General features: G+C 75.2%; 8 protein-coding genes. 7 read left to right on the forward strand and 1 reads right to left on the reverse strand.

The genetic code is table 11. The annotated features are described in order from the left end of the window. The 4 genes from BBH68_RS39015 to BBH68_RS08070 form a co-directional block, all read left to right on the forward strand. Nucleotides 1–4,666: FHA domain-containing protein (locus BBH68_RS39015; protein ID WP_141712967.1), on the forward strand; the 4,666-nt coding region annotated here is incomplete at its 5' end. Nucleotides 4,667–5,229: 563 nt separating this feature from the next. Beyond that, on the forward strand, nt 5,230–6,597 hold the full coding sequence (locus tag BBH68_RS08060) for an ABC transporter substrate-binding protein (RefSeq protein ID WP_065960186.1): 1,368 nt from the start codon (nt 5,230–5,232) through the stop codon (nt 6,595–6,597). Between the two features lie 24 nt (nt 6,598–6,621). Continuing rightward, nucleotides 6,622–7,983 (forward strand): carbohydrate ABC transporter permease, encoded by a 1,362-nt coding sequence (locus tag BBH68_RS08065; RefSeq protein WP_065960187.1) that lies wholly within the window; start codon nt 6,622–6,624, stop codon nt 7,981–7,983. Beyond that, nucleotides 7,980–8,861 (forward strand): carbohydrate ABC transporter permease, encoded by an 882-nt coding sequence (locus BBH68_RS08070; RefSeq protein ID WP_065960189.1) that lies wholly within the window; start codon nt 7,980–7,982, stop codon nt 8,859–8,861. Before BBH68_RS08065 ends, BBH68_RS08070 begins: the two co-directional genes overlap by 4 nt. Nucleotides 8,862–8,938: 77 nt before the next feature. On the opposite strand, the gene BBH68_RS08075 is transcribed toward BBH68_RS08070, so the two are convergent. Continuing rightward, nucleotides 8,939–9,376 (reverse strand): MarR family winged helix-turn-helix transcriptional regulator, encoded by a 438-nt coding sequence (locus BBH68_RS08075; protein WP_425428789.1) that lies wholly within the window; start codon nt 9,374–9,376, stop codon nt 8,939–8,941. 79 nt (nt 9,377–9,455) lie between these two features. On the opposite strand from BBH68_RS08075, the gene BBH68_RS08080 reads away from it, so the two are divergent. The 3 genes from BBH68_RS08080 to BBH68_RS08090 all read left to right on the forward strand — a co-directional run bounded on the left by BBH68_RS08080 (nt 9,456) and on the right by BBH68_RS08090 (nt 13,523). Continuing rightward, nucleotides 9,456–10,334 carry an MBL fold metallo-hydrolase gene (locus tag BBH68_RS08080; protein ID WP_211301902.1) on the forward strand — a complete coding sequence of 293 codons (879 nt, stop codon included), beginning with the start codon at nt 9,456–9,458 and terminating at the stop codon, nt 10,332–10,334. Nucleotides 10,335–10,549: 215 nt separating this feature from the next. Beyond that, nucleotides 10,550–11,008 carry a hypothetical protein gene (locus tag BBH68_RS08085; protein WP_141712968.1) on the forward strand — a complete coding sequence of 153 codons (459 nt, stop codon included), beginning with the start codon at nt 10,550–10,552 and terminating at the stop codon, nt 11,006–11,008. 226 nt (nt 11,009–11,234) lie between these two features. After that, the gene (locus BBH68_RS08090) at nt 11,235–13,523 is read left to right on the forward strand and encodes a bifunctional glycosyltransferase/CDP-glycerol:glycerophosphate glycerophosphotransferase (protein ID WP_065960196.1); all 2,289 of its coding nucleotides are present in this window, start codon (nt 11,235–11,237) and stop codon (nt 13,521–13,523) included. The last annotated feature ends 73 nt before the right edge of the window (nt 13,524–13,596 follow it).

Below are 13,596 nucleotides of genomic sequence, written 5' to 3' on the forward strand. Positions count from 1 at the left end.
GGCCACCCGGGCGGGCCACCCGGGGGCTGCGGGCCAGCCGGGGTCTGCGGGCCACCCGGGCAGTCCGGGCCATCCGGGGGGCCTGCCGGAGGCCGCGGCGGCGGACGCGACCGTCCGGCTCGACGTGGTCGCGGGGCCCGACGCGGGCGGCGTCCACCTGCTGCACGGCGGCCAGGTCCGCATCGGCCGCTCCGCGGACGCGGACGTGCCCCTCGACGACCCCGACGTCTCCCGGCTGCACTGCGCGGTGACCGTCGCCGACGACGGCCGGGTCACCATCGCCGACCTCGGCTCGACGAACGGCACGGCGGTCGACGGCGCCCCCGTCGGCCCCCACGCCGTCCCCCTGCCCGCGGGCGCGCTGCTGCGCATCGGTGAGTCCGCCCTGCGCCTGCGCGCCCCCTCCCCCACCCCACCCGACCACCTCCCGGCCCACCCGGACGGCGAGGGCCACCTACGCGTCGCCGCCGCCCAACCCCACGCGTCGGACGCGCCCACGGGCCGGGCGACCCCGGGCTCCCCGGCCACCGGCCCCACGACCCCGGGCTCCCTAACCGCCAGCCCCACGACCCCGGGCCGGACGACCACGGGCCAGGGCGACTGGCTCCCCGGCGGACGCCAGCCACTCGCGGGCGCGGCGCCCGTGGCCGGCGGGAGCGTGCCAGCGGCCCCAGGGGCGCCGGCCCAGGCCCCCGCCGCGTCCCCCCGCGCCCCATGGCCCCCGCCGCACGGCGTCCCCGCTCAGCCCACCGCCCACGACCCGAGCGCCGGACGCGGCGTCCGCGCCCCCGCCGCGCCGGACGACGCGGCCGGGTGGCCGCCCCACGACCGGAGCGCCCACGGGGGGCAGGCGTCCCCGGACAGCCACGGCCACAGCCACACCGCCCACCGCCCGCCGGCCGGCGCTCCGGCCGCGGACGACCGCGTTCCGCCGGGGACGGACGAGAACCCGACCCATTACGGCGCCGCCGGGATGGGCCAGGGCCCCTGGGCCGTGGCGGAAGGCCCGACGGCCCGGACCCGGACCACACCAGGCCGCGACCGCCCCGAAGACCCACCCCACCCAGCCACAAGCCCCACCCCCACGACAGCGCCGCATGGACAGCCAGCGGGCCACACGGGCGCGCCCGGCGGGCACTCAGCGGGTGGCCCCGCATCGCCTGCCCGCCCGGCAAGCCACGGTCCCCAGGACGCCTGGCACGCCGAAGCACCCGGCGGACGCGCAGCGGGCGGCACGGCAGGCGCCGGGCACGCGGGCGTGCCCGGCGGGCAGGCCACCGGCGGAAGGCACCCCGGAGCAGCCGGCGGGCCCGCCTCAGGCGGCACGGCAGACACCTGGCGCGCGGGAGCGCCCGACGGGCAGGGCGCAGGCGACACCGCGCCCCCTCCCCACACCGCAAGCCACGGCGCCCAGGACGCCTGGCACGCCGAAGCACCCGGCGGACGCGCAGCGGGCGGCACGGCAGGCGCCGGGCACGCGGGCGTGCCCGGCGGGCAGGCCACCGGCGGAAGGCACCCCGAAGCAGCCGACGGGCAAGCCGCGGGCACGGCAGACACCTGGCGCACGGGGGCACCCCACGAGCAGCCCACCAGCTGGCACCCCGGAGCAGTCGGTGGGCCCGCCGCAGGCGGGGCGGCTGACGCCTGGCAGGCGGGGGCGGCCGGCGGGCAGGGCGCAGGTCGTCCCGGGGTGCCCGGCGGGCGCGCTGCGGGCGGGGCGCGGCCGAGTGGTTATGACGTTGCCGGGGCGCAGGTGCGGCGGCGGGGTGGGATAGGGGCCTGGGCGCGGCGGCTCGCTTCGGGGCTGGGCGCGGGTGAGCGGGAGGAGGCCGGCGGCGACGGGGCCGGGGGCGTCGCGGCGCAGGCGGCCGCCGAGGCCGCCGCGCTGCAGCAGCGGTGGCCCGACCCCGCCGCCGTGCTGATGACCGCGCTCGGCCCGGGCCCCCGCCTGTGGGAGCGCGGCCAGGGACACCCGGACGCGCTGACCGTGCGCCTGGGGTCCGCCGACCGGCCCGCCGCGGGCGGCGGACTGCTGCCCGCCGCACCCGTGACCGTCGATCTGCGGGAGGCCGGCTCGCTGGGGCTGGCGGGCCCGCGCGCCCGCCTGGCCGGGCTCGCCCGCTCCGTCGTGGCGCAGCTCGCGGCGCTGCACTCACCCGCCGCGCTGGAGATCATCCTGGTCAGCACGGACCCCCGGCGCCCCGTCGCGGACCGGCTCGCCGAGTGGTCCTGGCTCGGCTGGCTGCCCCACCTCCAGCCGCTGCGCGGGCAGGACTGCCGGCTGCTGCTGGCGTACGACCCGGAGCAGGCCACGGCCCGTACGAACGAGCTGGTGCGGCGGCTGGAGGACGGGCGGCCCGGCCCCGGCTGGGCGGCCGCTTCCCCGGCGGCCGTGGCCGCCGCCGCGGCGGACCACTCCGGCCCGTACACCGTGGTGGTCGTGGACGGCGACCCCGGCCCGGCGGCGCTGCGCGAAACGCTCGCGGCCCTGGCACTGGTCGGCCCGGCGGCCGGGATCCACCTCGTGTCGCTCGTGGAGGCGCCCGCCGCGTCGCCCGCTTCACCGCTGCCGGCGAGCTATGCGGCCGCCTCGTCCGCGTCCCCGGTGTTCACCGCGTGCGGGGTGGCGGCGCTGCTCAGCGGTGACGTGGCCACGGGACTGCAGATCGTGCGCCGCGGCGGCCACGAGGTGGCCGCGGGCGCGGTGGCGACCGTGGACGCGGTGTCGGCCCCGTGGGCCGAGCGGTTCGCGCGGGCGATGGCGCCGCTGCGCCCGGCCGACTCCGCCGCGGAGGGCGGCGGCTCCGGCCACCCGGCGGCCGCTCCGCTGCCGCCCGCCTCGCGGCTGCTGGACGAGCTGGGGCTGGCGCGGGCCACCCCCGCCTCGCTGCTGGCCCGCTGGGCGTCCGCCGCGGACGAGGTCCCGGCGGGAGGCCGGGCCCTGGCCGTGCTCGGCGCGGGGCCGCGCGGCCCGCTCGCCGTCGACCTGGTGGCCGAGGGTCCGCATCTGCTGATCGGCGGCGGGCCCGGCACCGGCAAGACCGAGCTGCTGCGCTCGCTCGCCGCCTCGCTCGCGGCGGCCGAGCGCCCGGACCGCCTCGGGCTCGTGCTCGTCGACGGCGGTGGCGCGGAGCGCGGCGAGGGGCTGCGGGTGTGTACGGACCTGCCGCAGGTCTCGACATATCTGGCGGCCTCCGACCCGGTACGGATGCGGGAGTTCGCCCAGGCGCTCAGCTCTGAGCTCAAGCACCGCGCGGAGCTGCTGGGCGAGCGGGACTTCGTGACCTGGCACGCCCAGGCCCCCGCCGCGCCCGCCGGAAGCCCCCCGCCCGCCCGGAGCGCCGCGTCCGCCCGGAGCGCCGCGCCCACCCAAAGCGCCGCGTCTGCCGGAAGCCCCCCGGCCGCCCGGAGCGCCTCGTCCGCCGGGAGCGGCGCGTCCGCCGGGAGCGCCGCGCCCGCCGGAAGCGCCGCGCCCACCCAAAGCGCCACGCCCGCCGGAAGCCCCCCGCCCGCCCGGAGCGCCTCGTCCGCCGGGAGCGCCGGGAGCGGGGGCGGTGGCGCGTCCGAGAGCGCGAGCGGACACCTGAGTGGCGGTGCGGCGGCCCACCGACTCGACGCCGCGCACCGGACCGCGGGCAGCGGGCCGGGGGGCCGCGCAGGCCGGGGTGACGCGCCGGCGCAGAGCCCGGGCGGACATCTGGGCGTCCACGGCACGGGCGACGCCCCGCCACGCGGCCAAGGCGGCCGAGGCGGGCAAGGCGGCCAAGGCGGACAAGGCGGCCAAGGCGGGCACCCGGCCGGCGCGGGGACCGGCGCCGGCGACGCCCCGCCCCGGCAGGTGGGCGGCAGCCCCAGCGGCGCCGCAGGGCGGCATCTGGGCGGCGACGGACCGGGGGGCCCGGCGGGGGACATGGGCGCGGCCGGCGGTACGGGCGGCGGCGCGCGGGTGGTCGCGCCGCGCCGGGCGGGCGATCTCGACTCCGGCCCGGGCGGCGCCTTGCGGCTGTGCGCCCAGCCCGGCGGACAGGACATGGAGGCGGCCGCGACAACCCCGGCGACCGCGCTGCCGCGGCTCGTCGTCCTCGTCGACGACTTCGACGCGCTGGTCGCCCCCGCCCTGGGCAGCCCGGGCCGCCCGGCGGCCGGGTCGGTCGTCCGGGCGCTGGAGGCGGTCGCCCGCGACGGGGCGCGCCTCGGGGTGCATCTGATCGCGGCGTCCGGCCGCCCGGACCGTACGGCGGACACGGCGGCGGCCGAGCGGGCCGGGCTGTGGGTCACCCTGGAGGCCCGCCCCCTGGCGTCCCCGGCGCCGACCGGCTCCGCCGGTCCCGTCGGCCAGAGCGGCCAGGGCGGCCAGAGCGGCGGCTCCGGGTCGGCGGAGGGCGCCGCCCCGCCCGCCCCCGGCCGCGGGCAGTTGGTGTACCGGCGGAGCGAGGACGGCGCGGCGGCGCCGTTCCAGGCGGGTCGAGTGACCGGGCGGATACCGCGTACGGCGACACAGCGGCCCACCGTCGTGGCGGTCGACTGGGAGCGGATGGGCGACCCGCCGGCCCGCCGCCAGGTGCGGGAGCTGGGCAACGGGCCCACGGACCTCGCCCTGCTCGCCAGCGCGCTGCAGCGCGCGGCGCAGTCGGCGGGCGCGCCGACCGCGCCCGCGCTCATCTGACCCGCTACGGTTCGAGCCACGCGCGGGGGCGCGGCGCCCACCCGGCGCCGCGCCCCCGCCCACCCGAGCCCGCCCGCACCTAAGCCCGCCGGCGGGCTCTGCCCCGCCCGCGCCCAAGCCCGCCCGCGCACCCGAGCCCGCCCGCGGACCCAAGCCCGCCCGCGAACCCGAGCCCGCTTGCACCCGAGCCCGGCCCGCACCCCAAGCCTGACCACACCGAGCCGCACCCTGCCCCGCCCGCGCACCCGAGCCTGACCGGCACCCCGCCCGCGTCCCCGCCCGCGCCCGAGCCCGGCCGAACCGCCGCCCGCACCCGCACAGCCACCGGCCCCACAACCACCCCCGCGCGCCCCCGCCCCATCCGACCCGTCCGATTTTCGGAATCGATCTTCCCAACCTCCTGTCTGACCACCCCTGCCCGGTTCCTTCCTGACTGTTCATCACGGGCCGGTCACAATCAGAGAGTTACCGCAGAAAACGGTATTGCGACGGACCGTGACCGGGCGTAGGACTGTCGGCACGGGACACGGCCGCAGGGTGGCCGATTTGGGAGGACAACGGGGATGCTCACATCGCTTCGCAGGAAGCGCGGCAGGCGTTCGGCACGAGCCGCGCTGGCCCTGTGCTCGGCGGGGGCGCTGATGCTCACCGCCGCGGGCTGCGGCACCGACAGCGGGGAGGCGGACAGCGGCAGCCCACCGCCCGTGACCGTCAAGCTGCCCAATCTCAAGGGCAAGCAGCTGCAGGTCACGGCCGTGTGGACGGGCACCGAGCAGAAGAACTTCACCAAAGTGCTGTCCGAGTTCGAGAAGCGCACCGGCGCCAAGGTGTCGTTCGTGCCCAGCGGCGACGACATGGCGGGCTTCGTCGGCTCGAAGATGGCGGGCGGCCAGCCGCCCGACGTGGCGCTGGTGGGCCAGGTCGGCGTGTTGCGCGAGTTCGCGCAGAAGGGCTGGGCCAAGCCGGTCAATGACGCCACCAAGGCCGAGCTGGCCAAGAACTTCTCGAAGGGCTGGCAGGAGCTCGGCTCGTACAAGGGCAAGCAGTACGGCGTCTATTTCAAGGTCAGCAACAAGTCGCTGATCTGGTACAACACCTCCGCGTTCGCGTACGCGGGGGCGAAGGAGGCGAAGACCTGGAAGGAGTTCCTCGCCCAGGCGCAGCTGATCTCCGACTCCGGCACCGACCCGGTCTCCGTCGGCGGCGCGGACGGCTGGACGCTCACCGACTGGTTCGAGAACGTCTATCTCTCCCAGGCGGGTCCGGAGAAGTACGACCTGCTCGCCCAGCACAAGATCAAGTGGACCGACCCCTCGGTGAAGCAGGCGCTCACCACGCTGGCCGAGCTGTGGGGCGCCAAGGGGCTGCTCGCGGGGGGCAGGTCCGGCGCACTGCAGACGGCGTTCCCGGATTCGGTCGTCAAGGCCTTCTCCAACGCAGCCGAGCCGGACGCCGCGATGGTCTTCGAGGGGGACTTCGCCGCGGCCAACGTCTCCGACGCGGGGGCGCAACTGGGCTCGGAGGCGAAGGTCTTCCCGTTCCCGGCCGTGGGCAAGACGGCCCCGGTGGTCACCGGCGGCGACGTGGCCGTGGCGCTGAAGAACAGCGAGGCCTCGCAGGCGCTGCTGACCTTCCTGGCGTCGCCCGACGCCGCCCACGTCTGGGCCCAGGCGGGCGGCTTCGTCTCGGCGAACAGGAAGCTGGACCTGAGCGTCTACCCCAATGAGCCGCTGCGCAAGATCGCCAAGGCGGTGATCGCGGCGGGTGACGACTTCCGCTTCGACATGTCCGACCAGGCCCCGGCCTCGTTCGGCGGCAAGCCGGCCCAGGGCGAGTGGAAAGCGCTCCAGGACTTCCTGAAGAACCCCAAGGACGTCGAGGGCATTCAACGCCAGCTGGAACGCGATGCCGCCAAGGCGTACCGGAACTGACGACGCGACCGGGAGATCCACATCATGTCGACCGCGACAGCGGGCGGCGCGGCAGCACCTGGCCGCGCAACGCCTGCGCAAGTGAAGGACAAGAAGAAGAAAAGCATCACGGGCACCCGACTGTGGGTGGCGGGGATCTTCCTGCTGCCCGCGCTGGTGCTGCTGGGCGCGCTCGTCGTCTACCCGATCGGCTACTCCGTCTACCGCAGTCTCTTCGACGCGTCGGGCGACGGGTTCGTCGGGTTGGACAACTACCGCGAGATGTTCAGCGACGACGCGACGATGACGGCGATCAAGAACAACATCGTCTGGGTCATCGTCGCCCCCTCCGTGGCCACCGCCCTGGGCCTGATCTTCGCCGTGCTCACCGAGCGCGTGCGCTGGGGCACGGCCTTCAAGCTGATCGTCTTCATGCCGATGGCGATCTCGATGCTCGCCGCGGGCATCATCTTCCGCCTGGTGTACGAGGCGGACCCGGACCGGGGCGTGGCGAACGCCGTCTGGGTGAGCGTGCACGACACGTTCAACGAGTCGCCGCCCTTCCCCGGCGCCCATCCCCGGCCCGACGCCGGGATGACCGAGTCCTCGGGCGGGGCGTTCACCACCGAGGCGACGGCGAAGGCGGGCACACCCCTCTCGCTGCCGCTGGTCGCCGCCAAGCGCGACGACGTGAGCGGCGCGCAGGACGCCAAGGCCGCGAAGCCGGAGGCCGGGAAGGTCACCGGCACCGTCTGGTTCGACTTCACCAGGGGCGACCGCGGTGAGCACAACGTGCTGGACAAGGGCGAGAAGGCGCTCGCCGACGTCAGGATCGAGGCGGTCAAGGACGGCAAGGTCGTCGCCAAGACCACGTCCCGCGCCGACGGTACGTACACCCTCCCGGCCAAGGCGGAGGGCGCCCAGCTGCGCCTGCCCGCCTGGAACTTCGGCGAGCCGTACAACGGGGTGGACTGGCTCGGCCCGTCGCTGGTCACGCCGGCCATCATCGGCTCGTACGTGTGGATCTGGGCCGGGTTCGCGATGGTGCTGATCGCGGCGGGGCTCGCGGGCGTGCCGCGCGAGCTGCTGGAGGCGGCGCGGATGGACGGCGCCAACGAGTGGCAGGTCTTCCGCCGGGTCACGGTGCCGCTGCTGGCGCCGGTGCTGTCGGTGGTCGTCGTCACCCTCATGATCAACGTGTTGAAGATCTTCGACCTCGTCTACATCATCGCGCCGGGCGCCAGCCAGGACGAGGCGAACGTGCTGGCCCTCCAGCTGTATCAGTCCTCCTTCGGGACCGATGTCAACCAGGGTCTCGGCAGCGCGATCGCCGTGTTCCTGCTGGTGTTCGTGGCGCCCGTCATGTTCTTCAACATCCGCCGGATCCGAAGGGAGAGCCGCCGATGACCAGCGCGGACACGGTCGTACCAGCCAAGCAGTCGCTCGCCGCGCGGATCGCGGCCCGGGCCGGCGGCGGGGCGCTGCAAGTCTTCCTCGTCCTGATCGGGCTGTTCTGGCTGATGCCCACGATCGGGCTGCTGCTCTCCTCGCTGCGCGACCCCTCCGAGGTGGCCGTCTCGGGCTGGTGGAAGGTCTTCACCGATCCGGGGCAGCTCAGCTTCGGCGCGTACGACGATCTGCTGTCGAACCAGCAGATCACCGACTCGCTGTGGACCACCCTCGCCATCACCGTCCCGGCCACGGTGCTGGTGGTGGTGCTGGGCGCGCTGGCGGGCTACGCCTTCGCCTGGATGGACTTCCCCGGCCGCGACTGGTGGTTCCTGGTGGTCGTCGGCCTCCTGGTGGTGCCGGTGCAGGTCGCGCTGATCCCGGTCGCCAAGCTCTTCGGCGAGATCGGGATCTTCCAGACGACGACGGGCGTGGTGCTCTTCCACACCGCCTTCGGTCTGCCCTTCGCGATCTTCCTGCTGCGGAACTTCTTCGCGGAGATCCCGCGTGAGCTGCTGGAGGCGGCGCGGCTGGACGGGGCGGGTGAGCTGCGGCTCTTCATACGGGTCGTCATGCCGCTGGGCGGGCCGGCCATCGCCTCGCTCGGCATCTTCCAGTTCCTGTGGGTGTGGAACGACATGCTGATCGCGCTGATCTTCGCGGACAGCGGCAACCCGCCCATCACGGTGGCCCTTCAGCAGCAGGTGCGGCAGTTCGGCAACAACATCGACATCCTGGGGCCGGGCGCCTTCATCTCGATGGTGATCCCGCTGGCCGTGTTCTTCGCCTTCCAGCGGCAGTTCGTCGCGGGGGTGATGGCGGGCGCGGTGAAGTGACCGCACCCCGCTGAGCCACCCGATCTCCTGAGCCGGTCGGCCCGCCGAGGGCCGGCCGGCTCAGTGCTGTGTTCGGCTCAGTGCTGTGTGGCGGGGCGGGCGGTGGCCCGTTCGAGCAGCTTCTGCAAGGTCTGCTGCTCGTCCTGGGTGAGCCCCGCGAGCGGAGAGTCCGCGCCGAGGAGTTCGAGGAGCCGCCCTCGGAGCGCGGTGCCTTCGGGGGTGAGGACGAGCTGCTTGGCGCGGCGGTCGGTGGGGTGCGGGCGGCGTTCGATCAGGCTCTGCTTCTCCAGCTTGTCGACGACGAAGGTCGCGTTGGAGGGTTCGCAGCTCATGCGCTCAGCTAGCTCTCTCATGGTCATCGGCCCGCTCAGCTCGCGCAGCGCGGTCGCCTGAGCCGCGGTGAGCCCCAGCATGGCCGCGCGCTGCCGCAGGTGCTCCGCGATCTGGTGGGCCACCCCGTTCACGAGGCCGCACAGCTGCCGTTCCGCGATGGCCTGCGCTTCCGGGTTCGTCATGCCGGTCATTCTAGCAAGTTCGTAAAGCCTGCATATTGCTAGCTTGAATAGTTCTAACTTGATGCTTATGGTTGCGGCCATGACGAACACGAACGAGCGGCTGCGCAGGCCGTCGCGCATCCGGTCCCTGCGACTCGGCGAGACCAGGGTGACGTACGTACCGGACGGGTCGGTGCAGCTGACCCCGCGCGGCTGGCTGCCGGACACCACCGACGCGGTGTGGGCCGCCCACCCCGAGTACCTGGACGAGTCCGGCCATCTCGCGGCGGGCATCGGCGGCCTGCTGGTCGAGCGCGGCGACCGGGCGCTGCTGATCGACACCGGCTTCGGACCGCAGTCGTTCCCGGCCGAGCCCGGCGCCCCGATCGGCGCCATCCACGGCGGCGCGCTCCTGGACAACCTGGCCGCGCTCGGCCGCCGGCCGCGGGACGTCGAAGCCGTCGCCTTCACCCACCTGCACGTCGACCACCTCGGCTGGGCCCAGCACCCCGCCCCGGGCGGCGACCGCCCCGCCTTCGCCCACGCCGACTACCTGGTGGCCGAGCCCGAATGGTCCCAGCGCCACCTCCTCGAGGCACACGGCACCGGCAAGGAGGCGCTCGCCGCGCTGGAGCCGTACGTCCGGACCGTCTCGGACGGCGAGGAGGTCTTCCCCGGCGTCCGGGTGCGGTTCGTCCCCGGCCATACGCCCGGCCACGCCGCGTACGTCATCACCTCGGGCGGGAAGCGGCTGCTCGCCTTCGGTGACGCCCTGCACTCGCCGATCCAGGTCGGCCACCCGGAGTGGGGCTCGGTCGTCGACCACGACTCCCCCGAGTCCGCCGGCTTCCGCCGGCGGCTCGTCGCCGAGCTCCAGGAGCCCGACACCATCGGCTTCGGCATCCACTTCGCCGACGTGGTGTTCGGCCAGGTCCGCCCCGGCGCGAACGGGGCCGTCTGGCGCCCCCTCGACGCCTGACCCGCGTGCCGCGGACTGGCACCCAGCGGTAAGCGGCTGGCACTCTCCGCTAACGACTCCCGGCCATACCGTGACTAGCGTCTCGCCCTGGACATGGGGCACCTATCGCCCGTATCGGCGGGCGAAGCGGGCTCCCTGCCCCCTCCGACCGACCAACCCACGGGGTGAGAGACATGAAGACGAAACGGCACGGATTATGGCGGGCGCCTGTCGCGGTGGCAGCGGCTCTGTCCGGGATCCTCGGGAGTTCGGCGATGGCCGCCGCCTCCCCGGCCGCGAGCGCGGCCCCGACCGGCGACGACACTTCCGCCGTGGCCGCCGCGACGGGGCGCAGTGACGCCTGTGGCGCGAAGGGGTGCGGCAGCGCCACGGTGACCTGGGGCGAGAAGAAACTCCCCAACATCACCATGTCGGTGAAGGACACCAAGTGCGACGGGAAGACCGTCGGCATCCAACTGCAGGTCGAGGGCTTCAACGAGAACCGCTGGGGCGGCCCGGTCCACTGGCTGCCGAGCGGGTGGACCTGCCATGACGGCTACAAGCGCTTCCCCAACCTGCACTTCGAGGCCCGCTGGAAGATCCGGTCGGTCAGGGCCGTGGTCTATGCCAAGAACGGCGGAGGCCAGAGTCCCACGCTGTACGGCGGCAACCGGGCCGACAACCCCTACACCTGAGAGTTCTCGGGCCTGCCGCCCCGGAAAGGGGCGGCAGGCCCGAGCCGTTTCCGCCGGCGGGCCCGGCCCCGCCCGAACCGTTTCCGCCGGCGGGCGGCGCCGCTGCGCCGCTGCGCCGAACGGGTTGCTTTCCGCGCCCCCGCGGCACGCGTCTCCCCGCGTTGAGCCTACGGTCCGATGATGCTGATAAACCACATCCGCGCCGCCTCGACCGATGGGATGCGCTTTGCCCCGGTTCAGCGTCATCGTGCCCGCGTACCAGGTCCAGCCCTACCTCCATGACTGCCTGCGCTCGGTACTCACGCAGGACTTCACCGACTTCGAGCTGATCGCGGTCGACGACCGCTCCCCCGACGCCTGCGGCTCGATCATCGACGACGCCGCGGCCCACGATCCGCGCGTGCGGCCGGTGCACCTGACGGACAACGTGGGGCTCGGGCCGGCCCGCAACGCCGGGCTGGGGCGGGCGACCGGGGACTATGTGCTGTTCCTCGACGGGGACGACACGCTGGCGCCCGGCGCGCTGCGGGCGATCGCCGAGCGGCTGGCGGCCACCGGGGAGCCGGAGGTGCTGCTGTTCGACTACGCGCGGGTGTACTGGACGGGCCGGGCGGTGCGGAACGTACGGGCGGAGCTGCTGCGCCAGAGCGGGCCGGAGAGCTTCCGGCTGGACGACCGGCCCGAGCTGCTGCGGCTGCTGATGGTGGCCTGGAACAAGGCGTACCGGCGGGACTTCCTGGCGCGCGAGGGGTTCACCTTCCCGCCGGGCTACTACGAGGACACGCCCTGGACCTACCCCGTGCTGCTGACCGCCCGCTCGCTCGCCGTGCTCGACCGGGTGTGCGTGCACTACCGGCAGCGGCGGCGCGGCGGCATCCTGCGCACGCCGAGCCGCCGCCACCTGGACGTCTTCGACCAGTACGACCGGGTCTTCCGGTTCCTGGACAGCCGCCCGGACCTGGCCCACTGGCGGCCCGCGCTGTTCCAGCGGATGCTCGACCACCTCGCCGCCGTGTTCACCTCACCCGGGCGGCTGCCGCGCGGGGCGCGCGCCGAGTTCTTCCGCCGGGCCGGGGCGCACCACCGCCGCTACCGCCCCGGCGGGGCGACCAGCCCGCCCGGGCGCGCCTGGTGGCGGGGGCTGCTGCTGCGCATCGGGGCGCGCCGGGTCTTCCAGTTCCTGCGCGGCGCCGACCGGATGCGGCGGCGCGCGGCGGAGCTCGGGGCGGCCGCGTACGTACGGCTGCGCGCCGTGGCGCTGCGGGCGCACTACCGGGTGCAGCGGCTGCGCCCCCTCGACCGGCGGCTCGCCGTGTTCGCGGCGTACTGGAACAAGGGCTACGCCTGCAATCCGGCGGCGATCGAGGCGAAGGTCCGCGAACTCGCGCCGCACATCCGCACCGCCTGGATCACCACCCGCGAGCACGCGCACACCCTGCCGCCCGGGGTGCGCCGGCTGCACCCGGGCTCGCCCGCGTACTGGACGGCGCTCGCCCGCGCCGCGTACCTGGTCAACAACGTCAACTTCACGCCCCGGCTGCGCAAGCGGCCCGGCCAGATCCACCTCCAGACCCACCACGGCACCCCGCTCAAGCACATGGGCCTGGACCTGCTGGACCGCCCGGCGGCCGCCCGCTCCATTGATTTCAATGAGCTGCTGGAGCGGGTGGACCACTGGGACTTCAGCCTCTCCGCCAACCGCCACTCCACCCTGGTGTGGGAGCGGGTCTACCCGTCGGGCTACGCCACGCTCGAGTACGGCTTCCCGCGCAACGACGTCTTCCAGCGCGCCACCGCCGAGGACGTGGCGCGGGTGCGGGAGCGGCTCGGGGTGCCGGAGGGTGCCACGGCCGTGCTGTACGCGCCCACGCACCGCGACTACCAGCGCGGGTATCTGCCGCGCCTGGACCTGGGGCGGGTGGCCCGCGCGCTGGGCCCCGGCTTCGTCTTCCTGGTCCGGCCGCACTACTTCTACGGCCCGGACGGCCCGCACGGGGCGGTTGGGGCGGATGGGGCGCATGGCCTGCCGGGCGAGGCGGCCGGCGGGCGGGTGATCGACGTCTCGGGGCACACCGGCGTCGAGGAGCTGTGCCTGGCCGCCGACGCGCTGCTCACCGACTACTCGTCGATCATGTTCGACTACGCCAACCTGGACCGCCCCATCGTCATCCACGCCGACGACTGGGACGCCTACCGGGCCGCCCGCGGCACCTACTTCGACATCACCACCGCCCCGCCCGGCCCGGTCACCCGCTCCGAGGACGAGCTGATCGAGGTCTTCGCCACCTCCGCCTGGTGCGATCCGCGCCATGACGCCCGGCGCGCCGCCTTCCGGGCGCGCTTCTGCCCCCACGACGACGGGCGGGCGGCGGAGCGCGTGGTGCGGCGGGTCTTCCTCGGCGAGCCCTCCGAGTCCCTGCCGCCCGTCGTGCCGCTCGCCGACCGCCGCCCCGCCCCCGCCCCGAGCGCGCGCCGCCCGGCCGCGGCCCAGGCGCCGGCCCCGGCGCCCCCGTGACCCGCCCGGCCACCCCTCGCCCCGTCTCCGCCGCCCCTCGCCCCGTCTCCTCCGCCCCCGGCCGCCTCGCCCG

The organism is Streptomyces sparsogenes (genome assembly GCF_001704635.1).
In the GTDB taxonomy this organism is placed as follows: domain Bacteria; phylum Actinomycetota; class Actinomycetes; order Streptomycetales; family Streptomycetaceae; genus Streptomyces; species Streptomyces sparsogenes.

What these genes read in the sequence shown, in the direction of transcription:
- BBH68_RS08065 (WP_065960187.1), top strand. Translation starts at nt 6,622, where the DNA reads ATGTCGACCGCGACAGCGGGCGGCGCGGCAGCACCTGGCCGCGCAACG.
- BBH68_RS08060 (WP_065960186.1), top strand. Translation starts at nt 5,230, where the DNA reads ATGCTCACATCGCTTCGCAGGAAGCGCGGCAGGCGTTCGGCACGAGCC.
- BBH68_RS08070 (WP_065960189.1), top strand. Translation starts at nt 7,980, where the DNA reads ATGACCAGCGCGGACACGGTCGTACCAGCCAAGCAGTCGCTCGCCGCG.
- BBH68_RS08075 (WP_425428789.1), bottom strand. Translation starts at nt 9,376, where the DNA reads ATGACGAACCCGGAAGCGCAGGCCATCGCGGAACGGCAGCTGTGCGGC.
- BBH68_RS08080 (WP_211301902.1), top strand. Translation starts at nt 9,456, where the DNA reads ATGACGAACACGAACGAGCGGCTGCGCAGGCCGTCGCGCATCCGGTCC.